Source organism: Thioalkalivibrio sp. AKL12, from assembly GCF_000377925.1.
Lineage (GTDB): Bacteria > Pseudomonadota > Gammaproteobacteria > Ectothiorhodospirales > Ectothiorhodospiraceae > Thioalkalivibrio > Thioalkalivibrio versutus.
Genome location: NZ_KB898895.1, coordinates 1 through 25,055 on the forward strand (window position 1 = coordinate 1; position 25,055 = coordinate 25,055).

Below are 25,055 nucleotides of genomic sequence, written 5' to 3' on the forward strand. Positions count from 1 at the left end.
CCGTCTTCATCCGGTGCGGGCGGTGAGAACGGTCCTCGGTGTCTTCCCGGTGGCGCCACTTCATCACCGTATGGCGACTGATGCCCAGGCGGCGTGCCAGGTCCCGGTGACGGACCGACGGCGGTGCTTGCTGGATCTCGCGCCGGGTTCGCGGGGTGGTACGGGCGTTCACGTGAATCGCACTGGACATCGAATCACCTCCGGTGGGGCTCTGCCAACAGGGTAGCTAGCCACTCCCGAGCTCGAAACAGCGGCTCCTTCTCCGACGGTAGGTAACCACCTGAGACCTGACAGGTACTTCTTTGCACGAGCAAAGAAGTACCTCGCGGCGCGCTCGCGAGAGAGCGCGTGGCAGGCGGCGGACCGGAGCCACCGTAAACACCGAAGGACGAACCAGGACCAGCCACAACCCAGCCTTGGGAAGGCCAGGCGACGTGTTACGGCGCCGGGCAACGCCCCAGCGCCTGCACGCGCACCAGTTCGGCGGGCAACGCCGCCTCATGCCGAAGCGCGACATCCGCCCCCTCGTACAGCTGGATGGCGAGATTCGCCAGGAGCGCGTCGCGAACACGGTCGATTGCGACCGGACCACCAAGCTGGACCTGCATGGAGGTCGTCGGCAAGCCCGCATAGCCACAGGGGTTGATGCGCGCAAACGGCGCCAGCACCGGCGCCACGTTCAGGGCGAGGCCATGGATGCTGCGGGCGTGGCGCACGCGCAAGCCGAGGGCCGCAATCTTCGCCTGCCCGACATAAACCCCGGGCGCGTTGGCCCGACGTTCGGCCTCGATACCCCATTGGGCAAGCGTATCGATGATGGCCTGTTCCAGGCACTCGACCAGACGGCGCACGCCGATCCCGAGGCGCCTGAGATCCAGCAGGGTGTAAACGACGAGTTGGCCGGGCCCGTGATAGGTGATCTGCCCGCCGCGGTCGATCGCCACCACCGGCACGGCCCCGGGATCCAGCAGGTGTTCCGGACGGCCATTGCGCCCCTGGGTGAAGACCGGGGGGTGCTGCACGCACCACAGGGCATCGGGGGCTTCGGCCGCGCGTTCGCGCCCATGCAACTGCATCGCCTGCCAGACCGGGACGTAAGGGTGCAGCCCCAGCTCGCGCACCTCGACCGGGGCCGGTGTCACAGGATCATGCGCACCCGGTCGCAGCGGCCAAGGGAGCGGTAGAAGGCGTCCAGTTGTGCCTGGCTCGTCGCGGTAAAGGTGATGGTGATGCCGACGTAACGGCCGGCGCGCGAGGCCCGTTGCTCGATCACCGCGTCATCGGCATCCAGGTGTTCGGCCACGCAACCTTCTACGGCCTCCATCAACTCTGGATGGGCATCCCCCATCACCTTCACCGGGAACCGGCAGGGAAATTCGATCAGGGTCTCGCGGTCACTCATGCGGCACCTCCGGACTGCATTGGCTCACTCACGGGCCCACTCGGCTTGGCAGCCTGATAGGCCGCATGGAGGGCCTTCCAGACCGGACCAGGATGTCCCGCGCCCACGACCCGGTCATTAAGGCGGGTGACCGGGAGGATCTCGCGGGTCGAACTGGTCAGCCAGATCTCCTCGGCCCGTGCCAGCTCCGACTCGCTTACCGCGCACTCCTCCACCGGGTAGCCCAACTCGCGCGCCAGATCGAGAACCCGTGACCGCGTCACCCCGGGCAGCACCGAAGGCGCAAGTGGCGGCGTCACCAGACGGCCGTCGAGGACCACGAGGACGTTGCTGGCCGCACCCTCGGTTAGCTGTCCATCACGCAGCAGGATCGCCTCGACCGCACCCTGCTCGACCGCAGCCTGGCGGTTCAGGACATTGGCCAGCAGCGTGGTCGCCTTGATGTCGCAGTGGCCCCAGCGGCGATCCTCGGCGGTCACGGCCGCCACACCCTCCGTGCGCACCGCCTCCGGCAGAGGACGGATCGGGCTCACCATCGCGAGGACCGTCGGCCGGGCATCCGGCGGGAAGGCATGATCGCGCGGGGCCACGCCGCGGGTCACCTGCAGGTACACCCCCAGATCCGGAGTAGCGGGATCGGCATTGCGCGCCAGCAGATCTTCCAGAAGCGCAGTCCACTGCCCCGCATCAAAGGGGCTGAGAATGCGGATGGCCGCGAGGGACCGATCCAGGCGCTCGAGATGCGCGGGGAGCATGAAGAATTCGCCCGCGTAGCTGGGAATCACTTCGTAGACCGAATCCCCGAACAGGAAACCTCGGTCCAGCGGCGAGATCCGCACCTGGTCCAGCGGCAGATAGTCCCCGTTAAAGTAGGCAATACTCACGCGCGGCCTGCGTGTCAGAACGGCCAGGCCGCCTGGATACCCAGCGCTGCCCCATCCCACAGGCGGCGCACGAGGCCACCTTGCTCCACCGTGTGCAACGCAACCAGTGGCTGGGTACGGATCACTTCGCCATCCAGGCGTACGACCACCTCACCGACCGGGTCGCCCGCCGCCAGCGGTGCCTCCAACGGCTGGTGCACCTCCATCGAGGCGTCCAGGTCGTCCTCACGCCCCGGCGGAACCATCACCCAGAAATCCTCGGCCAGCCCCACGGCGACCTCGGTATCCGCCCCGCGGTAGACCCGTGGCGTTCCCAGTTCGTGCGCCCCTTCGAACAGCTTGCGGGTCGCGGTGAAACGCATACCCCAGTTCACCAGCGCCTGGGATTCGTTCGCGCGGCGGGTCCCGCCCTGCTGATGGTCGGCCGCTTCGATGCCCATCACCGCGGCCACCAGGCGACGATCATTGCGCTTGGCCGACGACACCAGGTTGTACCCGGCGCTCGAGGTCCAGCCGGTCTTCAGCCCATCAAAGCCGGAATCGCGCCACAGGAGCATATTGCGGTTGCTCTGGGAGATGTCGTTGTACTCGAAGGACCGCTCGCTGTAGTAGCCATAGAGATCCGGGAAATCGCGAATGAGCGCCCGCGCCAGCAGCACCATGTCCTGCGCAGTGGTGTACTGCGACTCCTCGGAAGGCAGGCCATGCGGGTTGGCAAAATAGGACTGGCGCATCCCCAGTTCACGAGCCTGGGAGTTCATCATGTCGACAAAGGCCCCTTCGGAGCCGGCCACATGCTCGGCCAGAGCGGTAGAGGCGTCGTTCCCGGACTGGACGATCATGCCCCGCAACAAGTCCTCGACCGCGACCTCCTCGCCGACCTCGATGAACATCCGCGATGCCCCGGTCATCCCGGTGCGCCAGGCACGCTCGCTCACCGTGACCGTATCGTCCAGCGCCATGCGGCCCTCGGTGATCTCGCCGAACACCACATAGGCAGTCATCACCTTGGTCAGGCTGGCCGGCTCGCGCTCCACTTGCGGCTCGCGACTGGCCAGCATCAGACCGGAGTCGAAGTCCATCAGCGCATAACTCGCCGCCGTCACATCCGATGGCGGGCGCGGGATCCCGCTGGGGGTGATCGCCCCATCCCCGGCCACGGGCAGTTGTTGTTCCTGCGCGTGCACCGGAGCAAGCACCAGCATCGCGAGCAGGCAGGCCACCAGAAACGGCAAAAAGGGAATGCGGACGGACAGAGTCATGGCAGGGAAGGACCTCCTTAAGGACCGGTCTACGATAGCAGAGTGGGGCCCGGGACGGGCCGGAAAAACAACAGCGGCAGAGCCTTTACTGGGCGTTCTCGACCACGCGGTAATCAACGTGCGCCGCACCCTGCAGGCGATCCGTGATCGCGCGGACCGCATCGCCATCCGCCAACGGGCCAATCCGCACGCGATGGAGGTCCGCACCGTCGTCCCGCCCCAGGGTGGAGATACGAACCGGGTCGAAACCCAGGGCGCGCAGATCTTCGCGCACCTGCTCGGCCGACTGGCGCTCGGAAAACGCCCCGACCTGGACAAAACGCCCGCCCCCGGCGCCCTCGCCGCTGGACCCGGCGGCGGGCATCCCGGAGTCTGCTGTTTCCGGTAGCGGTTCGGGGGCTCGCTCGGCCACCCGTTCCGGCGAGGTCACGGCGGCCACGTCGACGACGGGCCCCGCGGCCGGCGCGGCCGCAACTCGGTCGTCGGACTCGGTATCACCCGGCCCCACCGAGCGCACACGCACCCGAGCCACACCGGCATCGGTCATGTCGATGCGATGGGCCGCAGCGTAGGAAAGGTCGATGATGCGCCCATCCACAAATGGCCCGCGATCATTCACCCGCACCACCACCTGCTTGTTGTTCTCCAGGTTGGTGACTTCGACATAGCTTGGCAGCGGCAGAGACTTGTGTGCCGCCGTCATCGCATACATGTCATAGGGCTCGCCGCTGGACGTACGCCGGCCGTGGAATTTCGTGCCGTACCAGGAGGCAATGCCCTCTTCCTCGAAGCCGTCACTGGTCCGCAGGGTGCGATAACGCTGCCCGAACACCTCGTATTCCGACGGGTTGCCATAGCGACTGGGCGGCTCGTTGCGCGGCTCCGGTTCCGGGATCAGGGCGAGATCCTGCGGCACGTCGGCCGCATCGGGGTAACTGTCATAGGCGGCGTCCCCCAGCGGGCGCGGGTCACGCTCCGGGGTACCGGAACAGCCAGCCAGCGCCAGCAACACAAACCCCAGCAAGAGCGCCCCGGGCGCAGGCCCGGAGGCCGGACTAGTCGGCCAGTGCCTCGGCAAGTTGGTGCACGGCCATCGCATACAGCGGGCTCCGGTTGTAGCGGGTAATCACGTAGAAGTTCGGGTATCCCAGGTAGTACTCGTAACCGTCATCGCCCTCGAGACGAATGAAGGAATACTCGCCATCCTCGTCCACGGCCTCATCGGGATAAATGCCGTGCTCGGCCAGTTCGTCGAGACCGAAGCGGGCCTGATAGTTACGGCTGATCAGGGCCTCGTGGGCATCCCCCTCGACCCGCGCCTTCGCCACCACCGGCTCACCATGGCTCCAGTGGTGCTCGCGGAAATAGTTGGCCACCGAGCCGATCGCGTCCGGCCAGGAGTTCAACAGGTCACGCTGACCGGAGCCGTCGAAGTCCACTGCGTAGTGGCGGTAGCTGGACGAGATGAACTGACCGCGCCCCATGGCCCCGGCGTAGGATCCGCGCGTCTCGCGCGGATCCAGGCCTTCCTCGTCCACCAGGGTCAGGAATTCACCCAGCTCGCGGCGGAAGAAATCCGATCGCGGCGGGTAGTCAAAGCCCAGGGTCACCAGGGCATCGAACACGCGGAAGCCACCGGTGTTGCGGCCGTAGTAGGTCTCGACCCCGATAATGGAGGCGATGATCTTCGGCTCCACACCAAAGCGATCCTCGGCGCGCTTGAGCCAGCGGCCGTGTTCTTCCATGAAGTCGTGACCGCGCTCGATGCGCTGGTCGGTGATGAAGATCGGACGATAGTCCTTCCACGGCCGCGCCTCGGCCGGGCTGGAGATCAGGTCGAGTATGCGCTGCTGGGGGTCGGCGGCGGCAAACATCGCCTCCAGCGCCTCGCGGTCGCGGCCGGCCTCCACCTGTTCGTCGATGAACGCCTGCACCTCGTCGCGCTCGAGATACGGCGGATCGCCGGCACGGAATTCGCTTTCGGCCGCGACCGGGAGGGACACGGCAGCCAGGGACAGGACCAGCCCCGTCCGTAACAGGGTCGGGCGGACAATGCGGGCCCACACGGGGCGCAAGTTCAGGCTCATCGATTCACCAGGCGTTTCTGGGAGGCTATGCTCATGAGAATACCGAAGGCGACCATAAGGGTCACCAGCGAAGTACCCCCGTAACTGACGAGGGGCAGCGGCACGCCGACCACCGGCAACAGGCCGGTCACCATGCCGATATTGACCACCATGTAGACCGCAAAGGTCAGGCTGATACTCCCGCCCAGCAATCGGGCGTAGCGATCCTGTGCCAGCGCGGCGATCCAGAGCCCGCGCGCAACAATCGCAAAATACAGCAGCAGCAACAGCGCGACACCTATAAAGCCGAATTCCTCGGCGTAGACCGCAAAAATGAAGTCGGTGGAACGCTCGGGCAGAAACTCCAGTTGCGACTGGGTCCCGTTCAGCCAGCCCTTGCCATACAGCCCGCCGGACCCGATGGCGATCTTCGACTGGATGATGTGATAGCCGGCGCCCAGCGGATCGGACTCCGGGTTGAACAGCGTCAGCACCCGCTGGCGCTGATAATCCAGCATCTGCGACCACAGGATCGGGATGGCGGCGGCCGCCGTGACCCCAAGCCCAACGAACCAGCGCCAGCCCAGCCCCGCAAGGAAGATCACCAGGAACCCGGCGGCCCCGACCAGCATCGAGGTGCCCAGATCCGGTTGCTGCATGATCAGATAGACCGGCGCCAGGATCAGCGCCGCGGTCACCACCAGGTCGCGGAAGCGCGGACGTCCATCCCGCTGGGACAGGTACCAGGCCACCATCATCGGCACCGCGAGCTTCATGATCTCCGAAGGCTGGAAGCGCATGAAGCCGAGATCCAGCCAGCGCTGCGCGCCCTTGCCAACATCCCCGACCCACATCACCGCCAGCAACAGCAGGACCCCGGCTACAAAGAGCCATGGCGAGATCGCGCGCAGGGCATGCATGGACACCTGGGCGACCAGCAGCATGGCGGCCACCCCCAGGCCGATCCGCATGACCTGTCGCTCCAGGGCGACCACGCTCTCGCCGGTGGCGCTGAACAGTACCGCCAGCCCCAGCAACAGCAGGATGGACAGCAGCACCAGCAGCACGCTGTCCAGGCGCAGGCTGCGCAGCGCCCACTGACTAACGGACATCTCGCGGCCGGTCACGCTGATCATTCGTCCTCCGGGACATCGATCGTCATGCCCGCCCCCTCCAGCAGGTAGGCGTCCAGGACCTCGCGGGCCACCGGCGCCGCCACCCGGCCACCGGAACCGCCGTGTTCCACCAGCACCGCCACCGCGATGCGCGGGTCCTCGGCCGGGGCATATCCGACGAACAGGGCATGGTCCCACAGGCGGCGCGCCAGTTCCTCCTCGTCGTATTCCTCGTCCTCGCCCAGACTGAACACCTGCGAGGTACCGGTCTTGCCGGCGATGGTGTACTCCGGCCGGGTACTTCCGATGCTACCCCAGGCGGTGCCATGACGCGCGTTCACGGCCTCCACCAGCGAGCCATGGATGGCGTCCCAGTGTTTCTCGTCGACCGTTACCGGATCCCGCAGCATGGGCAAGCGATATTCGGGTTCGCCCACTCCGTTGTCCATGGCGCGCAGCAGGTGCGGCTGATAACGCTCGCCACGGGCCGCAAGGGCCGCAGTGAAGTCGGCCATCTGCAGGGGGGTCGACAGCATGTAGCCCTGGCCGATTGCGGTGATCAGGGTCTCGCCGGGAAACCACACCTGGTCATGCGTGGCCCGTTTCCAGTTGCGGCTGGGCAGGATGCCCGGGCGCTCCCCGGTGGAATCGATCCCGGTCCGCTGCCCGATCCCGAAGGCCCCCAGAATCGGGACCATGCGGTCGATCCCCATGGTGTGGGCCAGGTCGTAGAAATAGACGTCCGACGACACCGCGATGGCGCGCGACATGTCCACGCGACCATGCCCCTCGCGACGCCAGTCGCGATAGCGCCGCTCATGCCCCGGGAGCTGGAAATACCCGCGGGCGAACATCTCGCGCTCGGCGGTGGTCACCTCTTCGTCCAGGGCCGCCAGACCCACCAGCGGCTTGATCGTCGAACCCGGCGGGTACTGGCCACTCAGGGCGCGGTTGAACAGGGGCCGGCGATAGTCGTCACGCACCGCGGCAAAGTCGGCCTGCGAGATCCCGTGGACGAACGACTCGGGATCAAAACCGGGGGCGCTGACCAGCGCAAGCACCTCGCCATTATTCGGATCCACGGCCACGATGGCCCCGTCCCGCCCGGCCAACGCCCGATAGGCCGCCTGCTGCAGGTTGACGTCGAGGGTCAAGGTCAGGTCCGTGCCCGGTTGCGGCGGGGTCACCGAGAGTTCGCGGATCACGCGCCCCTGGGCGTTCACCTCCACCTGGCGATAGCCCGGCCGCCCGTGCAGCAGATCCTCGTAGTAGCGCTCGACGCCGCTCTTGCCGATATGCGAAGTGCCGGCATAGGCACGCCCGTCGACCCGCTGCAGGTCCTGCTGATTGATGCGCCCGACATAGCCGACCGCATGCGAGAACTTGGACCCCAGCGGATAGAACCGCAGCGGCCGCGCCTCGATCTCCACCCCGGGCAGCTCGTGGCGCGAAACCGCAATCCGCGCCACCGTCTCGTCGTCCAGGCCGGCCTTCAGCAACACCGGCTGGAACGGCCGCCGCTGACGCACCCCGCGCTGGAACCGCTCGACGTCCGCCTCGCTTAGCTCCACGTAACCGCGCAGGCGGGCGAGCAGGGAATCGAGATCGCCGGCCTGCTCGACCGTGACCTCCAGCTGATAGGAGGCGCGATTGCCCGCCAGAAGCACGCCATTACGGTCGCGGATCACCCCTCGAGTGGGGGCAATCGGTTCCACCCGCAGGCGGTTGTTCTCCGAGAGCGTGGTGAAGTGCGTGTGCGCACCGACCTGCAGGCCCGAAAGCCGCCAGCCCAGTGCCAGCAGAATGACCGCCAGGATCACCAGCGCCAGCAGGATGCGCACGGCAAAGCGTTCGCGGTCCTGCTGTTCCTCGCCGTAGGCGTCGCGTTCGGCCATTTCAGGGGGTCACGGGGCCGTGACCCCCACTGACCACCGCCCACGCAAAGACCGGACCGCCCCAGGGGGGTGGCCCGGCGCTGGCCTCGCGCTGCATGCAGCGGGTGGCGACGTCAGATCTTGCTCTTCTGGAAACGCTTGTAGCTGGCAACAATCTCCGCCTTGGCCGCCTCGGCGTCCGCCCAGCCCTCGACCTTGACCCACTTGCCCTTCTCCAGCTCCTTGTAGTGCTCGAAGAAATGCTTGATCGAGTCCAGCAGTTCCTGACCCACGTCCTCCGGCCCCTGATACTTTTCGTACTGCGGATGCAGTTTGGTCACCGGCACGGCCAGGATCTTGGCGTCCACACCCGCCTCGTCGGTCATCTGCAACACGCCGATCGGACGCGAACGCACCACCGAACCCGGCATCAGCGGCACCGGGGTGACCACCAGCACATCCACCGGATCGCCGTCTTCCGACAGGGTGTGCGGAACAAACCCGTAGTTGCACGGATAGAACATCGCGACCGTCATGAAGCGATCAACCATCAGGGCCCCGCTGTCCTTGTCGATCTCGTATTTGACGGGCTGCCCGTGGGCGGGGATCTCGATCACGACGTTGACGTCATTGGGGAGATCCTTGCCGGCTTCGATCTGGTTCATGTCCATGCTTGCTTCCCAAAAGTTGGTTTGGCTAGCCGGGCATTATACAGGGGACACGCACCTCAAGGGCACCCGGCCAGCGGCCCCAACGGTTGCGGGCAAGCACCTTCAGGCGGTATAAGACCGCGCTCGGGAAACGGTTTGCGTCTTCAGTGACCAGCCCCGTTTCGCCACCGCCATTCACCGTGCCGCCCCCGTTCCCGGCTAGTCCTGCGGTTCGGCGCGGCACCCGGCAGGAGTCAGCTATGCGTATCGTCCTGATGGGCGCCCCCGGTTCCGGCAAGGGCACCCAGGCCAAGAAGATGGTCGCCACCTTCGGCATCCCCCAGATCTCCACCGGCGACCTGCTGCGTGCCGCCGTCGCCGCCGAGACAGAACTCGGCAAGCAGGCCAAGAGCGCGATGGATGCCGGCCAACTGGTCCCCGACGACCTGGTGCTGGGGCTGATCCGCGATCGCCTGCAGGAACCCGATGCGCAGAAGGGTTTCATCCTCGACGGCTTCCCGCGCAACGTCGCCCAGGCCGAGGCCCTGGATACCATGCTGGCCGACATCGAGTCGCCGCTCGACCGCGCGATCCAGATCGACGTCCCGTTCGAGGAACTCAAGCAGCGCCTGACCGGGCGTGTCTCCTGCGGCGACTGTGGCGCAGTGTTCAACACCCATACCTTCCCGCCACAAAAGGAAGGCGTGTGCGACCTGTGCGGCGGTGACCTGGTCCACCGCGCGGACGACAACGAAGAGACCGTGGTCAACCGCCTCAAGGTCTACGAGGAGCAGACCCAGCCGCTGATCGAGTACTACGACGGTCATGGCCTGCTCAAGCACATCAACGGCACCCGCGACATCGAGCTGATCTTCGACGAGATCCGCCAGCTGCTGTCCTGAATTCGGGATGAGCCGCCGGCCCGCCAGCTCCGCGCCTCGCCGTCACCCGATCGCGCGGCAGGTCGCGGTGAGCCTGGGCTTGGCGGCCGCCGGCCTGATCCCCGTAACCGTTCCCGCCGACGACCGCCCGTCGGGATGCGCGTTTGCCCCGGGGATCGAATGGCCCGAGCTGCGTACCCTCGAGGGCGGCCTGACCGAGATTGACGCCGATCACGTCCGCCGCGATGGCGAACGCATCTCGGCCACGGGCAACGTGCACCTGTTCGAGGCCGGGCGACGCCTGGATACCGACTTCCTCGAATACGATCGCGCCTCCGGCACTGCGCGCACCGAGGGCGACACCCGGCTGTTCGACGGCGACCTGCTGCTGCACACCGAGGGCGGCGAATATCGCCTGGACGCGGCGACCGGCGAGTTCCGCCGAATCGATTTCCTGGTGCAGTCCATCCCGGCACGCGGTAGCGCCGAACGCGGCGTTCAGCATGCCCCGCACCTCCACGACTTCGAGGACGCCGAATACACCACCTGCCCAGTGGGCAACGACTCCTGGTGGCTGCGCACCGGCGACCTGGAGCTGGACCGCGAAAGCGGCGTCGGCGTGGCCCGCAACGCGACGATCCGTTTCAAGGGTGTGCCCATCGCCTACACCCCGTACATCAACTTCCCACTGGATGATCGCCGCAAGAGTGGCTTCCTGCTACCCAGTGCGGGTACCGGCGGGCGCACCGGGTTCGATCTCGCGACGCCCTGGTACTGGAACATCGCGCCCAATTACGACGCGACATTCACCCCGCGCATCATGGCCGACCGCGGGGTAATGCTGGGCACCGAGTTCCGCTATCTGCAGCCCCGGCACAATGGTGTGCTTGACGTCCGCTACCTGCCGGATGACCGCGAGACCGGCGAAGACCGCCACTTCGCCCAGTGGCGCCACCAGACCCGGATCACCTCCAACCTGAACCTGCGCCTCGACGTCGCGGATGTCTCCGATCGGGAATACTTCTTCGATTTCGGCAACTCCGACCGCTACGCCGGTTCCACGCCCTATCTGCGACGCTCCGCCGACCTGACCTGGAACCAGCCGGCCTATCGCCTGCGCACGCGCATCGAGGACTACCAGATCGTCGACCCCGAGCTGAGTGCCGCCGGCGAGCCCTACCAGCGCCTGCCGCAGATCACCCTGGAGGCCGGGGAATACCTGGGCCACGGCCTGTCCTGGGACCTCGACACCGAACTGGTGCGTTTCGAGCGCAGTGAAGATCAGTCCGGGCGCCCGCTGGGCACCCGGCTCGACCTGAACCCCGAGGTGCGCTGGCGCCATGACACCGGCGGCTTCTTCTTCGAACCCGCCTTCGGGGTCCGTCACACCCGCTACGAGCTGGACCGCCGCGGCCGGACCGGTCCGGAATCGATCAGCCGCACCGTGCCGCGCGCCTCCATCGACACCGGACTGATCTTCGAACGTCCGATCGCGGACGGCCAGCGCCTGCAGACCCTCGAACCGCGCATCTTCTACGGCTACGTGCCCTACCGCGACCAGAATGACATCCCGATCTTCGATACCGGCGAGGCCGACTTCAGCTTCGACAACCTGTTCAGCCTGGACCGCTTCGTCGGCGCCGACCGGGTGGGCGACACCCATCAGGTCACCACGGCCCTGACCACGCGCATCTTCGACCAGCAGACCGGGCGCGAACGCCTGAGCCTGTCTGCCGGGCAGATCCACTATCTGGAAGACCGCGAGGTCCGCCGGCGCTCGGGAGATGACCCACTATCCGAGTCACGCTCCGATCTCGCGCTGGAAGGCCGGGTCCGCATCGGCGATGCATGGGACGGCCGCGGATCCATCCTCTACAACCAGGATGCCGGCGAGACCACCCTGGCGGCGGTCTCGGTCGGCTACAGCCCGCGCGAACGCGCCCGGATCAACGTGGGCTACCGCCAGCGCGAGGCCGGCGCCCGCTCCATCGACCAGACCGATGTCTCCGTGATGTGGCCGGTCACCGAGCGCATCGACGCCATCGGGCGCTGGAACTACAGCCTGCAGGAGGAACGCGATCTCGAACTTCTGGCCGGGCTTCAGTATCGTAGTTGCTGCTATGGTATCCGCGTGGTCGCACGCCGCGCGTACTCCTTCGACGAGACCTACGACAACTCGATCTACTTCCAACTCACGCTGGACGGCCTGGCACGGTTCGATTCCGGCGTGGATTCGCTATTGCGCGAGGGTATTGCCGGATATGACGCACGTCCCTGAACAACGCCGCCGCGGCAAGGCCCGCGCCCTGCTGCCGCTGCTGGCCGCCCTGGTCTACGGCCTCGGCCTGCCGGCGATGGCCCAGACGACCGCGCCCGCGGCCGGCGACCTCTCGCAGGGCGCGGTCGAGGCCCCGGTCACCCCCGGGGCCGCCCGCGACAGCGGGGCCCCGGCCGCCCCCATCACCCCGGAGGGCGACCGCTTCACCGACCGCATCCTGGCCGTGGTGGGCGACGACGTGATCACCCAGCGCGAGCTGGTGGAACGCATGAACCTGATCGCCCAGCAGATGGTCGAGCGCGGCACCCGCCCGCCGGATCAGGACACCCTGGCGCGGCAGGTCATGGAGCGCCTGATCGTCGAGCGCGTGCAGCTGCAGGAAGCCGAGCGCGTCGGCATCAATATCGACGAGATGACCCTGAACCGCGCGATGGAAAACATCGCCCGCGAGAACCGCATGACCCTGCCGCAACTGCGCCAGGCCCTGATGCAGGACGGGGTGGACTTCAACGCCTTTCGCGAACAGATCCGCCACGAACTGACCGTGAACCAGCTGCAGCGCCGCCAGGTCGATCAGCGCATCCGCGTCTCCGACCCGGAGATCGCCGACCTGATCGCCTCCGAGAGCGGCGCGATCGACCGCGGCGTGCGCTACCGCATCGCACAGATCATGGTCCCCCTGCCCCAGGGCGCGGATGCCAGCCAGATCGCCGAGGCACGCGAGAAGGCCGAAGCGCTGCGCCAGCGCGTGCGCGAGGGCGAGGACTTCGCCACTGTCGCGATCAGCGAGTCCCAAGGCCCTCAGGCCCTGGAAGGCGGCGACCTCGGCTGGCGCTCGGCCGGCGAAATCCCCGGCATGTTCGCCCGCGAAGCGGTGCTGATGCGCACAGGCGAGATCAGCGAGGTCCTGCGTTCGCCCGGCGGCTTCCACATCATGAAACTGCTGGACCGCGAGGGCGGCGACCAGACGCGCGTGCAGCAGACCCGCGTGCGCCATATCCTGATCAGCCCGGACCAGGTGCGCAGCGACGAGGACGCCCGCCGCCAGGCGCAGTCGCTGTACAACCGCATCCGCGAAGGCGCGAGCTTCGAGGACCTGGCACGCGCCAACTCGGACGACCCCGGCTCGGCCGCCCAGGGCGGCGCCCTCGGCTGGGTCAGCCCGGGCGAACTGGTGCCCGGCTTCGAGGAGGCCATGGACGCCCTGGAACCGGGCGTGGCCAGCGAACCGGTGGAGAGCCAGTTCGGCTGGCACATCATCGAGGTCCTGGAACGCCGCGAGGTCGACACCTCGCGCGAACAGATCCGGGCCCGTGCCCGCGAGATCCTGCAAAACCGCAAGCGCGAGGAAGAACTCGAGTTGTGGCTGCGCCGCCTGCGGGACGAGGCCTATGTCGAATACCGGGTCGACGGCTTCGGCTCCTGATCCGCGCGGGGCCCACGCGGTCCCGCGCCTGGCCCTGACCGCCGGCGACCCCGCCGGCATCGGGCCCGATCTCCTGATCGCAATGGCCCGGCAGCGCGGCCACGCGCAGCGCGTCGCCATCGCCGACCCGGACGTCCTCGAGGCCCGTGCCCGCCAGCTCGGCGAGTCCCTGCGCCTGATCCACTTCGACCCGGAACGCCCGCGCGCGGTCACCCCGGCCCACACCCTGGAGATCCTGCCCGTACCGGTGGCAACCCCGGTGGTCGCCGGCACCCTGGACCCGGCCAACGCCGAGCACGTGCTGGCCTTGCTGGCCACGGCCGCCGCCGGCTGCCTCGACGGCACCTTCGAGGCGATGGTCACCGGTCCGGTGCACAAGGGCATAATCAACCGCGCCGGGATCGCCTTCAGTGGTCACACCGAGTGGCTTGCCGAGCGCGCCGGCGCGCCGATGCCGGTGATGCTGCTGGCCACCGAGGGCCTGCGGGTCGCGCTGGTCACCACCCACCTGCCACTGCGCGCGGTCCCCGACGCCATCACCGCAGACCGCCTGGAGGCCGTGACCCGCGTCCTGCATCACGACCTGCAGCGCGACTTCGGTATCGCCGACCCGGTGATCGCCGTCTGCGGGCTGAACCCGCATGCCGGCGAGGATGGTGTCCTCGGACGCGAGGAGATCGAGATCATCACCCCCACCCTGGACCGCCTGCGGGAAGCCGGCATGCGTCTGCGCGGGCCACTCCCGGCCGACACCGCATTCACCCCGCGCGCCCTGCACGGCGTCGACGCCGTGCTCGCCATGTACCACGATCAAGGACTGCCGGTGCTCAAGCATGCCGGCTTCGGCAGCGCCATCAATGTCACCCTGGGCCTGCCCTTCATCCGCACCTCGGTGGACCACGGCACGGCACTGGATCTGGCCGGCACCGGGCGCGCCGAGGTCGGCAGCTTCCAGGCCGCCGAACGCCTGGCCGAAACCCTCGCGGCGCGAGCCGCCGCACGCCGGAGCACCCCCAGGGCATGACCCGAATCAAGACCTCGTCGCCGATCCGCAAGCGTTTCGGCCAGAACTTCCTCCACGATGCCGGCATCCTCGCGCGCATCGTCGCGGCGATCGCCCCGCAACCCGGCGATGCCGTGCTGGAGATCGGTCCTGGCCGTGGCGCCCTGACGGCCGCCCTGCTGGAGCGCCTGGAGCATCTGGTCGCGGTGGAGATCGACCGCGACCTGGCGGCCGGCCTGCGCGCCGGCTTCCCCCCAGAACGCCTGGACCTGCACGTGGGCGACGCCCTGCATATGCAGCTATCCGACCTCGGCGCGTTGCCCGAGCGGGGCTGGCGTGTGGTCGGCAATCTGCCCTATAACATCTCCACCCCGTTGATGTTCCACCTGCTGGATCAGGTCGGCGCCATCCGCGACATGCACTTCCTGCTGCAACGCGAGGTCGTGGAGCGCATGACTGCCGCCCCCGGCAGCAAGCGCTACGGGCGCCTGACGGTGATGCTGGCCGCCCGCGCCGAGGCGACCGCCCTGTTCACCGTGCCCCCCGGGGCCTTCCACCCCCCACCCAAGGTCTACTCCAGCGTCGTGCGCATCACGCCCCTGGCCGAACCGCGCGTCGCGCCGACGCTGTACCCAACCTTCGCGCGGGTGGTCAACCAGGCATTCTCCAGCCGCCGCAAGACCCTGCGCCGCGGTCTCTCCGGCCTGGCCGAGATCGCCGACCTCGAGGCCGCCGGCCTGGATCCGGGCGAGCGCCCGGAGAACATCGACATCACCGGCTTCGAAGCCCTGGCTCGACGCCTCCACCCCGCCAGCCCCTGAACAGCCGGCGGCCGCGATCCGCTACCATGGGCCCATGGACCTGATCGTTGCCGATGTTGGCGGGACCAATACCCGCGTTGCCCGCGCCCACCGCGATGCGGACGGGTGGTCTTTGCACGAGGGCGAGCGCTACCGCAGCCGCGAACACCCCGACCTGGCCAGCATCCTCGAACGCTGGCGCACCGAGGTTGCGACAGTGGATACCTTTGCTGCGGCGGGTCTGGCGGTGGCCGGCCCCGTGCATCACGGCCGGGCGCGCGTCACGAACCTGCCCTGGCCAGCGCTGGACACCACCACGCTCGCGGATCACCTGGGGCTGCCCGTCACTCTGTTGAATGACTTTGCCGCCATCGGCGCGAGCCTCGACGCCCTGCAGCCACAGGACTATGAAACCCTGCAGGAAGGAGCGCACGATCCCGCCGGCCTGCGTCTGGTCGCGGGCGCCGGTACCGGGCTCGGCACCTGTCTGGTGGGCCCGCCCGGCGCCGCCACCATCTTTCCCGGCGAGGGCGGCCACGCGCGCTTCTCGCCCAGCGGGGCGGAGGAGGCCGCACTGGGCGATTTCGTAGCCCGCGAACTGGGATACTGCACACGCGAGCATCTGCTCAGCGGTCGCGGAATCGCCCGCATCGGGCATTTCGAGCTTGACCGCCAGCCTGACCCCGAATTGGCACAGGCCCTGGAGACCGCCGAACCCGCCGCGGCGATTGGCGAACTGGCGCTCGCCGGGCACCCCGCGGCTCAAGCCGTCATCGATCGCTTCGTCGGCGTCTACGCCGGGCAACTGGCGGACATGGCCCTGACCGCGCTCCCCAGCGGGGGGGTCTTCCTGGCCGGTGGCATCGCCCCGCGCTGGCTCGAGGCATTCCGCGGACCACGCTTTCGTAGCACCTTCCGTAATCGCCCACCGATGACCCACTTGCTTGAGCAATTGCCCGTGGCCCTTATCATGCACCCCGAACCGGGCCTGCTCGGCGCTGCCGTTTACGCCAGCCGGTCCGTGAAACCCTGACGCCGGGCCTGCCCCGCGCACGGGCGTTTCCCGCTCACGAATCTGGAGCCGCAACCGCATGAACCAGCCCCAAGAGCACGACACCGAAGCCCACACCATCGAGATCGAGGTCTCCACTGCCTATGTGGAAGACCAGTCGGAACCCGATGACGACCGCTATGTCTTCGCCTATCACGTGGTGATCCGCAACGCGGGGGCGCTGACCGTGCAACTGCTCAACCGCCACTGGATCATCCGCGATGGCCGCGACCAGACGCAGGAGGTACGCGGCGAGGGCGTGATCGGGGAACAGCCCAGCATCGAGCCCGGTGACAGTTTCGAGTACACCAGTGGCACGGTGATCGAGACCCCGGTGGGCACCATGGAAGGCAGCTACGGCATGCGCGACGAACGCGGCAACACCTTCGACGCGCCAATCCCGCCGTTCACGCTATCCGTCCCGCGCACGCTGCACTAGGCCGGCCCGATGGCCCTCTACGCAGTCGGCGACCTCCAGGGCTGCCTGGCCCCGCTGGAACGCCTGCTGGAGCAGGTGCGCTTCGACCCGGCGGCCGACCATCTATGGCTGGTCGGCGACCTGGTCAACCGTGGCCCGGACTCGCTCGGCTGCCTGCGCCGGGTCCGGGCGCTGGGGGATGCCGCGACCACAGTACTGGGCAACCACGACCTGCACCTGCTGGCCACCGCGGAAGGCGTGCGCCCCCCCGGCGGCAAGGACACCCTGCGCCCGGTGCTGGACGCCCCGGATGCCGCCGACCTGCTGGACTGGCTGGCGCGGCGCCCGCTCCTGCATTCCGACGCGTCCAGCGGCTGGACCCTGGTGCATGCGGGCCTCCCGCCGGCCTGGGACCCGGACACAGCGCAGACCGAGGCACGGCGCGTGGAGGCCGATCTACGCGACCCCGCCCGCCGTCAGGCGCTGTTCGAGGTCATGTACGGCGATGAACCGACGCTGTGGAGCCCCGATCTGGACGGCTACGACCGCTCCCGCTACACCATCAACGCCTTCACCCGCATGCGCTACATCACCTCCGATGGGGCGCTGGAATTCGCCGGAAACGGCCCGCCGGAAGAGGCCCCATACGGCCTCACCCCCTGGTTCCAGGTACCCAGCCGCGCGACCGCCGGCCACCCGATCGTGTTCGGCCACTGGGCCGCCCTCGGACATCGCGTCGGACCGGACTGGCTGGCCCTGGACAGCGGCTGCGTCTGGGGCAACCGCATGACCCTCGCCCGCCTCGACAACACCGACGGCGATCCCACCCGCGTGACGACCTGGCAGACACCCTGCCCCACCTGACCCGACCGCTACCGCGCGCCACCTTCCGGGCACCCGCCTTCCATCCGGCCGCATATGCCATGTTGTGGCTGGCCATGGTTCATCGCTCAGTGTTTACGGTGGCTTCGGTCCGCATACTGCCGTGCGCTGTCTCGCCAGCGCGCCGCGAGGTACTTCTTTGCTCGTGCAAAGAAGTACCCAAGAAACACGCCCGACTGCCGCGACCCCGGCCCGCTGCGCGGGCCGGGGTTTCCCTCGCTCCGAGGCTTTTCGCGGGCGGCGCTGAACTCGCTACGCTCAGACATCCAGCGCCTTGAATCCCGCGAAAAGCCTCTCCACTCGGCGCGACGACAACGGGGAGGCAGGTCAAAACAACGGCTATCCCAGCGTTCTTGCCAGTGGATGATGGCTAGGTCTTCATACATCTTCGGCACGCGTGGCCTTTGGCCATGGCGTGCCGCGCCCGCGTGGCGGGCGCCGGGGGGGTAGGGGCGTAGGATGTGATGAGCGCAGCGAATCGCATCAGGGTTTCGCACGGCGTGGGAGATGGTGCGTTTCGCTGGGCTCAACCGCACCCTACGAGATGCCGACTGTTTTGACCTTCTCCTCCCGTATGGAGCCCCTCGCGGAGGGCGTGATGGGCCGGAAGAAGGCGCTGGATGTCTGAGCGAAGCCGTAGGCGTAGCGAGTTCAGCGCCGCCGGCCCAGCACGTCCGGAGCGAGGTTCCCGGGCGGAATCCGGGTGCCCTTCTTTGGGTCCTTTCTTGGGCAAGCAAGAAAGGACCTCGCGTTGCGCTCGCGAGAGAGCGCGTGGCAGGCGGCGGACCGGAGCCACCGCAAACACCAGATGCCGAACCATGGTCTGCCACAACGCGGCAGGAGGCCCGACGAAGGCACCGTAAACACCGACGACGAACCAGGGCCAGCCTCTCCCGGCAGGCAGTAGAAAGAACGCAATTCGCGCTCCGGGATGGCGAGCCTGAAAGGCCTCACGGTGCGCGCTACGGCACGCCAAGGTGATAGTCTTGGCGCCCGCAACAACACTTGCTCGCGACCGGAATTCGAATGGCACTGCTCACCCTGCGCAACATCCACCTGGCCTACGGCATGGCCTCCCTGCTCGATGGCGTCAACATGAGCCTGGAGCCCGGCGAACGCGTCGCGATCGCCGGGCGCAACGGCGAGGGCAAGTCCACCCTGCTCAAGGTCATCACCGGCGAGGCCCAGGCCGATTCCGGCGAACTGACCCGCCAGGATGGCCTGACCACCGCCTACCTGACCCAGGAACTACCGCCCGGGATCGAGGGCACCGTTTTCGACGTGGTCGCCGAGGGCCTCGGCGAGGCCGGCCGGTTGCTGGAACGCTTCCACCACCTGAGCCAGGCCGCGGCATCGGGTGACATGGACGCCCTGGACAAGATGGGGCCCGTGCAATCGAAACTCGACGCCATCGACGGCTGGAGCCTGCAGAACCGGGTGGAGACCACGATTTCGCACCTGAGCCTGGATCCCGAGGCGCAGTTCGCCGCGCTGTCGGGCGGGCTGAAGCGACGGGTGTGGCTGGCGCGCGAGCTGGTGCAACGCCCGCAATTGCTGCTGCTCGACGAGCCCACCAACCACCTGGACGTGGCCGCGATCCGCTGGCTGGAACAGTTCCTGATCGAGAGCGGACTGACCGTGGTGTTCATCAGCCATGATCGCCAGTTCATGGAGAGCGTGGCCACGCGCATCCTCGAGCTGGACCGCGGGCATCTGTACGAGCACCCACCATCCATCGAGGCCTTCCGCGAGCGCCAGGCCGAAAGGCTGGAAACGGAGGCCACCCAGCGCGCGGAGTTCGACCGCAAGCTGGCCCAGGAGGAGGTCTGGGTGCGCCAGGGCATCAAGGCGCGACGCACCCGTAACGAAGGCCGCGTGCGGGCACTTCAGGCATTGCGTCGCAAGCGTGCCGAACGCCGCGAACGCGGCGGCCAGGTGAAGATGAAGCTGAGTCCGGAGCAACGCTCCGGACGCCTGGTGATCGAGGCGGAACACGCCGATTTCGGCTACGACACGCCCATCGTGCGCGACGTGAACCTGCTGCTGCAGCGCGGGGATGCCCTGGGCATCGTCGGACCCAACGGGGCCGGAAAGACCACCCTGCTGCGCGGACTCCTGGGCCAGATGGAGCCGCTCGCAGGCAGCGTCAAGCTGGGCACCCAGCTGGAGATCGCCTACTTCGACCAGGCCCGTGCCCGTCTGGACGAGGCGACCACGGTTCAGGATGCGGTCGGCGAGGGTCGCGACCGGGTCATGGTCAACGGCGAGAGCCGCCACATCCTGTCCTATCTGGAAGACTTCCTGTTCCCGCCCGCGCGTGCCCGCCAGCCGGTATCGGCGCTGTCGGGGGGCGAGCGCAACCGCCTGCTGCTGGCGAAGCTGTTCCTGCGCCCGGCGAACCTGCTGGTGCTCGACGAGCCGACCAACGACCTCGACGTGGAGACCCTGGAGCTGCTGGAGCAGCTGCTGATCGAGTACACCGGCACCGTTATCGTGGTCAGTCACGACCGCTCGTTCCTCGACAACGTCGCGACCTCCACCCTGGTCCTGCCGGGCGATGGCGCGGTCGAGGAGTTCGTCGGCGGCTGGTCCGACCTGCCCGAACGGGTCACCCGGCGCCTGCTGGAGGGCGAGTCCGGAGCGACCGCGAAGGCCGAGCCCGCGGCCAAACCCGCGGCGCCCGCACCCGAGCCGGCACCGGCGACCCCACGCAAACGGTCCTACAAGACCGCGCGCGAACTGGAGGCCCTGCCGGCACAGATCGAGGCCCTGGAACAGGAACAGCAAAGCCTGACCACGGCCATGACCGAGCCGGATGCCCTGCGCGACGGTGACCGCATGCGCGAACTGCAGACGCGGCTCGAAGCCGTCGAGTCTGAACTGGCCCTCTGCTACGAGCGCTGGGAACAGCTGGAATCCGACTGAGCCCCGGCACGTCTATCCTCCGGCGACTCCCTGAATAACCGGCTCAACTCTAAGCGCGGCCGGCCGTAACAGGGGTTGAATCACCACCTTTCGAGTCCGCGGTCGTAATGGTCGCGGCCGGTTCGTGAAGCGCCGGACACAAGGCGCCCAGAAGGAGTCATCGCATGCTGGACAAACTCTCCATTCGGGGGCTACTGATCGCCGGCTTTGGCCTGGTGGTTGCCATCCTGATCATCAACTCCCTGCTGGCCCTGCGCGCGATGAGTACGGGCAGCCAAGGGGTTGAACAGCTCACCCAGTCCGACTACCCGGCGGTAGCCCGGGTCAATGACGTCGAGCAATTGCTGCAGGAGAGCGCGGCGTTTCTCGGGTTCTACCTGATGAGCGAGGAGCAGTCCCACCGCGACGCGTGGCAAAACGCGATGCGTGACCTCGATGGCGCAACCCGCGCCCTGAACGAGAACCCGGTGATCGCCGCCGACGAGGAACTGTCCGCCAGCGCGACCGAGGTCCGCCGGCTGGTCAACCAGTTCGCCAGCTTCGAGGACCGACTGATCGAGGTGGCCGAAAACCCCGCCGAAAACATGCCGGCGCTGGGCATCGCCAATGCCCGGGCCAACCCCGCCAGCCGCGAGATGACCCAGCAGACCAACATGATGATCAGCGCCGAGATGGGGCTCCCGCGCTTCCAGCGGTCCTGGGATCGTCTCGACACCCTGCATGACCTGCGTATGTCGGTGGTGCAGGTCACCTCGAACCTGCGCGGCTTTATCGCCTTCCGGGACGATGCATTCCGCGAGAATGTCCGACTGTTCTCGACCCGCACCAACGACATCACCGCACAACTGATGGACCAGTTCGACGATCTGGACTTCGAACAGCAGATCGCGCTGGAGGACTTCCAGGGGGCGCTGGACACCCAGAACACGGCGCTGGATGACCTGATCGAGATCCACGGCAGTGAACAGGCACTGCAAGACGCCTACCTGATCCGTACCGAGATCGGGCCCGTGCTGATCGAGGCGCGTGACCACCTCCAGGGACTCAGCGAGCGGATTACCAATCGCGCCGAGCGCAGCGCCGCCGCGCTGACCGCCGACATGCGCGCGACCCAGACCACCCAGGGCGTACTGGCCCTGATTGGCGTGATCCTGGGCTTGGCCGGCGCGGTGTTCATCATCCTGGTGGTCCGGCGCGCCCTGGCCCACTCGACCGCGGCACTCGAGGAGATCGCGGACGGCGACGGCGACCTGAGCCGCCGCCTGGACGAGAACGGCCTGATCGAAACCGCACAGCTGGGCCGGGCCTTCAACCGCTTCACCGACAAGATCGCCCAGGCCATCGGCAATGCCCGCGGCGGCACCGAGACGCTGAATCGCGCCACCGAGAACCTGAACCAGGAGGCCTACCAGGCCCGCGAGGCCGTGTCGCGCCAGCGCGACGAGACCGACCGCGTCGCCACCGCGATCAACGAACTGCAAAGCAGCGCCGAGGAGATCGCCCGCAACACCGATGCGACCTCCCAGGCGGGCCAGGAAGCCGGGAATGCAGTGAACAACGGCTCCGAGGTGATGAGCAAGAACATCGAGTCCATGGCCTCGCTGCTCGGGACGGTTGAACAGGCGGCCGACACCGTGGCCAAGCTGGGCGAGGACTCGAAGCAGATCGGGACCATCCTCGAGGTGATCCGTGGCGTGGCCGAACAGACCAACCTGCTGGCCCTGAACGCGGCCATCGAGGCCGCCCGCGCCGGTGAACACGGCCGTGGCTTCGCGGTGGTGGCCGACGAGGTACGCAAGCTGGCGACCCGTACGCAGGAATCCACCGACGAGATCGAAACCATGATCGCGCGCCTGCAGTCCGCCACCACCAGCGCGGTGAAGGCCATGCAGCACGGCCAGGAAGAGGCCGAGAACACCATGGAGCACACCTCCGAGGTGAACGGTGCCCTGCAACAGATCCGCCAGTCGGTGACCACGATCGTGGAGATGACCGAGCAGATCGCGGTCGCCTCGCGCGAACAGAGCACTGTAGTCGAGGACATCAACCGCAACATCGTGCAGATCTCCGACGAGGCGGATCAGTCGGCCAATACCGCCGACCGCGTCAGCGCCGCCTCCGACGAGCTCAAGCAGGTAGAGAAGGAGATCCAGCAGGCACTGGCCCAGTTCCGGCTCTGACCGGGCGGGTTACAGACTCCGGGCCTCCAGCCAGTTCCGGGCGGCGCGACGCAACCTTCGGGTGACGCCGCGCCGCCCGGAAACCTCCAGCTCGCGTGCCAGTCGGTCCCAGTCGATGGGCTGCGCCAGGCTCGCCTCGAGCAGCTGACCTTCCGGCTCGTCCGGCGGCGCCACCGCCAACTGTCGCAGCAACGCGGGAAGCGCCCACTCCAGGGGCCGCGCCCGCTGGGAAAAGGCTCGGACCTCCTTCAGATCCGCCACCGGGTCAACCAGCGACAAACAACAATCGCCCTCCGCATCCTGATCCCCAAGGACTTCGCTCACCATAGCCGCGGTGGTGTCCGGCAGGAACCGTGGATGCCAGACCGGCCAGTCGCGCCGAAAGGCCGCCAATGCTTTTTGCAGCCGGGGCTGCAATCGGGGCGCGGTCGCACGCAGGACCACGCCGCTCACCTGGCCACTGGCCGCATCCGGCTGAATGCCGACTCGCACCAGGCCATAACCCGCGCGCTGCCAAAGGTGCAGCAACACAGGTTGCAGCCCGAAACTCGCGCCAATCAGCGCCACCCCCTTGGCACCAGCCCGGTCCTCGACCGCACGCAACAGACGGCTCCCCAGGCCGCGCCCCTGCCAGTGCGGATGCACCGCAATGCGCTGAATGCGCCACGCGCCCTCCCCCGCCAGGTCGAAGTCACCCCGGGCCGCAACGGTGCACGGCAGGAAATGCCCCTGCGGGCGCCGTTCGCCCGACCAAACCGCTTCGGCTATCGCGCGCTCCAGTCCGCCCTCTTCCTGGATCAGAACCACCCCGAACAGGGCGCCATCCGCCGCCCCTTCCAGCAGCAGCAGGTGAACACCCGCATCATCCAGCCAGCGCGCCAGATCGGAGGGCCGTGTGCGGTAATGGGCATCCGCCAGCAGGCCCATTACCGCCTCCAGGGTTTGCGGCATGTCCGCAAGCGCCGCGCCCGTGCTCCAGCGCAGCCGCACGGCCTGGGAGACCGGGGGGCGACTCGCCGCCTCCAACAGGAACAGCCGATTCAGCCAGTCCTCGAGCGGATCGCCCGGGGCCCAGCGAACCGGTGTATCCAGGGTCTGTAGCCGTACGCGAAAGCCCGCCCCCTCCAGGGCCGGCAGCCCACGCAGCCGAAAGCCCTGCCCGCTCCCCTCGAAGCCGCCGGTCGTGGTCGCCAGCACCAGGCGCCGTGCCAACCGGGCCAACTGAAGCAGGCGCTCGACCGGCATGCTCGCAGCCTCGTCGATGATCAAGGTATCCAGCGGTTCCGCCTGTTCCAGCAAAACGTCCGGGGCCCGGTAGTGCCGTTCCGGCGCGTGTGTCCAATGTCGGGCGCGTGCCAGCAATGCGTCCACGGCCCGTGGTGTCGGCGCCGTCAGCGTGATCGTGGATTCGCCGCGCTGCAGTGCCGCGCCCAGGAACTCGCCCAGCAGGGTCGACTTGCCGCGGCCACGCGGGGCGGTCAACGCCACACATTCGCCCGGCGCGAGTCCCGCCAAATGCCCCAGCGCGACGGCCTGATCCGGCGTCCACGCAAACGGGCCCGCCGCCCTCGGCATGATTCCGGGCCGTCGATCCGCCGACGGCGGCTCCACCGTCCGCACCCACGGCTCGGCCAGCGCCGCCTGCCAGCGGCGGGCAAACGCCCCGTCTCCGCCGGTGCCGTCGAGGATGACCAGGGTGCCGCCGCCGACCAGCAGGCCAGCGACCGTGACCAGCGCGTCCACCGCGAGCGGTTGCCCGGCCTCGAATACCAGGGCCTGTACCTCGTGCCCCAGCCAATGCCCAGCCTGCGCCGGTGCCACATGTGGCACCCCGTCGGGCGGCGAGCGGCCCACCCACAGCACCGGCCCCTCCACCGCCGCAGCCCGCAGGCAGTTCGTAGCCACCTGACAGGCTGCGGCATCGGTGGTCAGGCGATAGAGCGTACGGGCCTGCATAT

The 25,055-nt window shown here is 67.9% G+C and carries 21 protein-coding genes and 1 pseudogene; 11 read left to right on the forward strand and 11 right to left on the reverse strand.

The genetic code is table 11. From position 1 onward, the window contains the following. The 10 genes from D579_RS14200 to ppa form a co-directional block, all read right to left on the reverse strand. On the reverse strand, window positions 1-190 hold a 190-nt coding region (locus D579_RS14200; protein WP_018951491.1), incomplete at its 3' end, for a helix-turn-helix domain-containing protein. A gap of 247 nt (window positions 191-437) precedes the next feature. Next, a complete protein-coding gene (lipB, locus tag D579_RS0106705; RefSeq protein WP_018951492.1) occupies window positions 438-1,142 on the reverse strand; it encodes a lipoyl(octanoyl) transferase LipB in 705 nt (234 codons plus the stop codon). Then, on the reverse strand, window positions 1,139-1,402 hold the full coding sequence (locus D579_RS0106710; protein ID WP_018144082.1) for a YbeD family protein: 264 nt from the start codon (window positions 1,400-1,402) through the stop codon (window positions 1,139-1,141). Before D579_RS0106710 ends, lipB begins: the two co-directional genes overlap by 4 nt. Next, window positions 1,399-2,286 (reverse strand): D-amino acid aminotransferase, encoded by an 888-nt coding sequence (locus D579_RS0106715; RefSeq protein WP_018951493.1) that lies wholly within the window; start codon window positions 2,284-2,286, stop codon window positions 1,399-1,401. The genes D579_RS0106710 and D579_RS0106715 overlap by 4 nt, the downstream gene beginning before the upstream one ends. Window positions 2,287-2,300: 14 nt before the next feature. After that, a complete protein-coding gene (locus D579_RS0106720; RefSeq protein ID WP_018951494.1) occupies window positions 2,301-3,548 on the reverse strand; it encodes a D-alanyl-D-alanine carboxypeptidase family protein in 1,248 nt (415 codons plus the stop codon). A gap of 85 nt (window positions 3,549-3,633) precedes the next feature. After that, window positions 3,634-4,647, reverse strand: a complete 1,014-nt coding sequence (locus D579_RS0106725; RefSeq protein WP_081621699.1) for a septal ring lytic transglycosylase RlpA family protein — start codon at window positions 4,645-4,647, stop codon at window positions 3,634-3,636. Next, the gene (gene mltB, locus D579_RS0106730) at window positions 4,604-5,635 is read right to left on the reverse strand and encodes a lytic murein transglycosylase B (RefSeq protein ID WP_018951496.1); all 1,032 of its coding nucleotides are present in this window, start codon (window positions 5,633-5,635) and stop codon (window positions 4,604-4,606) included. The genes D579_RS0106725 and mltB overlap by 44 nt, the downstream gene beginning before the upstream one ends. Further along, entirely contained in the window at window positions 5,632-6,750 is a 1,119-nt protein-coding gene (gene rodA, locus D579_RS0106735) for a rod shape-determining protein RodA (protein ID WP_018144087.1), read from the reverse strand. The genes mltB and rodA overlap by 4 nt, the downstream gene beginning before the upstream one ends. Beyond that, window positions 6,747-8,624, reverse strand: coding sequence for a penicillin-binding protein 2 (gene mrdA / locus D579_RS0106740; protein ID WP_018938395.1), 1,878 nt, complete (start codon window positions 8,622-8,624; stop codon window positions 6,747-6,749). The genes rodA and mrdA overlap by 4 nt, the downstream gene beginning before the upstream one ends. A 113-nt stretch (window positions 8,625-8,737) precedes the next feature. Beyond that, window positions 8,738-9,274 carry an inorganic diphosphatase gene (ppa, locus tag D579_RS0106745; protein WP_018144089.1) on the reverse strand — a complete coding sequence of 179 codons (537 nt, stop codon included), beginning with the start codon at window positions 9,272-9,274 and terminating at the stop codon, window positions 8,738-8,740. Between the two features lie 239 nt (window positions 9,275-9,513). On the opposite strand from ppa, the gene D579_RS0106750 reads away from it, so the two are divergent. From D579_RS0106750 to D579_RS0106800, 11 genes and pseudogenes are all read left to right on the forward strand, one after another. Then, a complete protein-coding gene (locus D579_RS0106750) occupies window positions 9,514-10,155 on the forward strand; it encodes an adenylate kinase (RefSeq protein WP_018144090.1) in 642 nt (213 codons plus the stop codon). 7 nt (window positions 10,156-10,162) lie between these two features. After that, window positions 10,163-12,412 carry an LPS-assembly protein LptD gene (locus tag D579_RS0106755; RefSeq protein ID WP_018951497.1) on the forward strand — a complete coding sequence of 750 codons (2,250 nt, stop codon included), beginning with the start codon at window positions 10,163-10,165 and terminating at the stop codon, window positions 12,410-12,412. Beyond that, window positions 12,396-13,838, forward strand: coding sequence for a peptidylprolyl isomerase (locus D579_RS0106760; protein WP_018951498.1), 1,443 nt, complete (start codon window positions 12,396-12,398; stop codon window positions 13,836-13,838). Before D579_RS0106755 ends, D579_RS0106760 begins: the two co-directional genes overlap by 17 nt. Next, window positions 13,804-14,862, forward strand: coding sequence for a 4-hydroxythreonine-4-phosphate dehydrogenase PdxA (pdxA, locus tag D579_RS0106765; RefSeq protein ID WP_018951499.1), 1,059 nt, complete (start codon window positions 13,804-13,806; stop codon window positions 14,860-14,862). Before D579_RS0106760 ends, pdxA begins: the two co-directional genes overlap by 35 nt. Then, a complete protein-coding gene (gene rsmA, locus D579_RS0106770) occupies window positions 14,859-15,662 on the forward strand; it encodes a 16S rRNA (adenine(1518)-N(6)/adenine(1519)-N(6))-dimethyltransferase RsmA (protein ID WP_018951500.1) in 804 nt (267 codons plus the stop codon). The genes pdxA and rsmA overlap by 4 nt, the downstream gene beginning before the upstream one ends. Before the next feature lie 34 nt (window positions 15,663-15,696). Then, window positions 15,697-16,674 (forward strand): glucokinase, encoded by a 978-nt coding sequence (locus D579_RS0106775; protein WP_018951501.1) that lies wholly within the window; start codon window positions 15,697-15,699, stop codon window positions 16,672-16,674. 58 nt (window positions 16,675-16,732) lie between these two features. Then, window positions 16,733-17,131, forward strand: a complete 399-nt coding sequence (gene apaG / locus D579_RS0106780) for a Co2+/Mg2+ efflux protein ApaG (protein ID WP_018144096.1) — start codon at window positions 16,733-16,735, stop codon at window positions 17,129-17,131. 9 nt (window positions 17,132-17,140) lie between these two features. Next, complete coding sequence (locus D579_RS0106785; protein ID WP_018951502.1) at window positions 17,141-17,974, forward strand: symmetrical bis(5'-nucleosyl)-tetraphosphatase; 834 nt, start codon at window positions 17,141-17,143, stop codon at window positions 17,972-17,974. Between the two features lie 381 nt (window positions 17,975-18,355). Beyond that, window positions 18,356-18,620: pseudogene (locus tag D579_RS15305) on the forward strand (hypothetical protein). Window positions 18,621-19,018: 398 nt separating this feature from the next. Beyond that, complete coding sequence (locus D579_RS0106795; RefSeq protein ID WP_018169249.1) at window positions 19,019-20,917, forward strand: ATP-binding cassette domain-containing protein; 1,899 nt, start codon at window positions 19,019-19,021, stop codon at window positions 20,915-20,917. A gap of 164 nt (window positions 20,918-21,081) precedes the next feature. Further along, window positions 21,082-23,097, forward strand: coding sequence for a methyl-accepting chemotaxis protein (locus D579_RS0106800; protein ID WP_018951503.1), 2,016 nt, complete (start codon window positions 21,082-21,084; stop codon window positions 23,095-23,097). 9 nt (window positions 23,098-23,106) lie between these two features. Here D579_RS0106800 and D579_RS0106805 read toward each other — a convergent pair whose 3' ends face one another. After that, entirely contained in the window at window positions 23,107-25,053 is a 1,947-nt protein-coding gene (locus D579_RS0106805; RefSeq protein ID WP_018951504.1) for a GNAT family N-acetyltransferase, read from the reverse strand. Window positions 25,054-25,055 lie beyond the last annotated feature (2 nt).

Excerpts from the sequence above, each read along its gene's own strand:
- apaG (WP_018144096.1), top strand. The coding sequence starts at position 16,733 with ATGAACCAGCCCCAAGAGCACGACACCGAAGCCCACACCATCGAGATC.
- D579_RS0106785 (WP_018951502.1), top strand. The coding sequence starts at position 17,141 with ATGGCCCTCTACGCAGTCGGCGACCTCCAGGGCTGCCTGGCCCCGCTG.
- mltB (WP_018951496.1), bottom strand. The coding sequence starts at position 5,635 with ATGAGCCTGAACTTGCGCCCCGTGTGGGCCCGCATTGTCCGCCCGACC.
- D579_RS0106775 (WP_018951501.1), top strand. The coding sequence starts at position 15,697 with ATGGACCTGATCGTTGCCGATGTTGGCGGGACCAATACCCGCGTTGCC.
- D579_RS0106755 (WP_018951497.1), top strand. The coding sequence starts at position 10,163 with ATGAGCCGCCGGCCCGCCAGCTCCGCGCCTCGCCGTCACCCGATCGCG.
- D579_RS0106795 (WP_018169249.1), top strand. The coding sequence starts at position 19,019 with ATGGCACTGCTCACCCTGCGCAACATCCACCTGGCCTACGGCATGGCC.
- D579_RS0106760 (WP_018951498.1), top strand. The coding sequence starts at position 12,396 with ATGACGCACGTCCCTGAACAACGCCGCCGCGGCAAGGCCCGCGCCCTG.
- D579_RS0106805 (WP_018951504.1), bottom strand. The coding sequence starts at position 25,053 with ATGCAGGCCCGTACGCTCTATCGCCTGACCACCGATGCCGCAGCCTGT.
- D579_RS0106710 (WP_018144082.1), bottom strand. The coding sequence starts at position 1,402 with ATGAGTGACCGCGAGACCCTGATCGAATTTCCCTGCCGGTTCCCGGTG.
- mrdA (WP_018938395.1), bottom strand. The coding sequence starts at position 8,624 with ATGGCCGAACGCGACGCCTACGGCGAGGAACAGCAGGACCGCGAACGC.
- D579_RS0106750 (WP_018144090.1), top strand. The coding sequence starts at position 9,514 with ATGCGTATCGTCCTGATGGGCGCCCCCGGTTCCGGCAAGGGCACCCAG.
- ppa (WP_018144089.1), bottom strand. The coding sequence starts at position 9,274 with ATGGACATGAACCAGATCGAAGCCGGCAAGGATCTCCCCAATGACGTC.
- rsmA (WP_018951500.1), top strand. The coding sequence starts at position 14,859 with ATGACCCGAATCAAGACCTCGTCGCCGATCCGCAAGCGTTTCGGCCAG.
- D579_RS0106800 (WP_018951503.1), top strand. The coding sequence starts at position 21,082 with ATGCTGGACAAACTCTCCATTCGGGGGCTACTGATCGCCGGCTTTGGC.
- D579_RS0106725 (WP_081621699.1), bottom strand. The coding sequence starts at position 4,647 with ATGCGATGGCCGTGCACCAACTTGCCGAGGCACTGGCCGACTAGTCCG.
- pdxA (WP_018951499.1), top strand. The coding sequence starts at position 13,804 with ATGTCGAATACCGGGTCGACGGCTTCGGCTCCTGATCCGCGCGGGGCC.
- D579_RS0106720 (WP_018951494.1), bottom strand. The coding sequence starts at position 3,548 with ATGACTCTGTCCGTCCGCATTCCCTTTTTGCCGTTTCTGGTGGCCTGC.
- rodA (WP_018144087.1), bottom strand. The coding sequence starts at position 6,750 with ATGATCAGCGTGACCGGCCGCGAGATGTCCGTTAGTCAGTGGGCGCTG.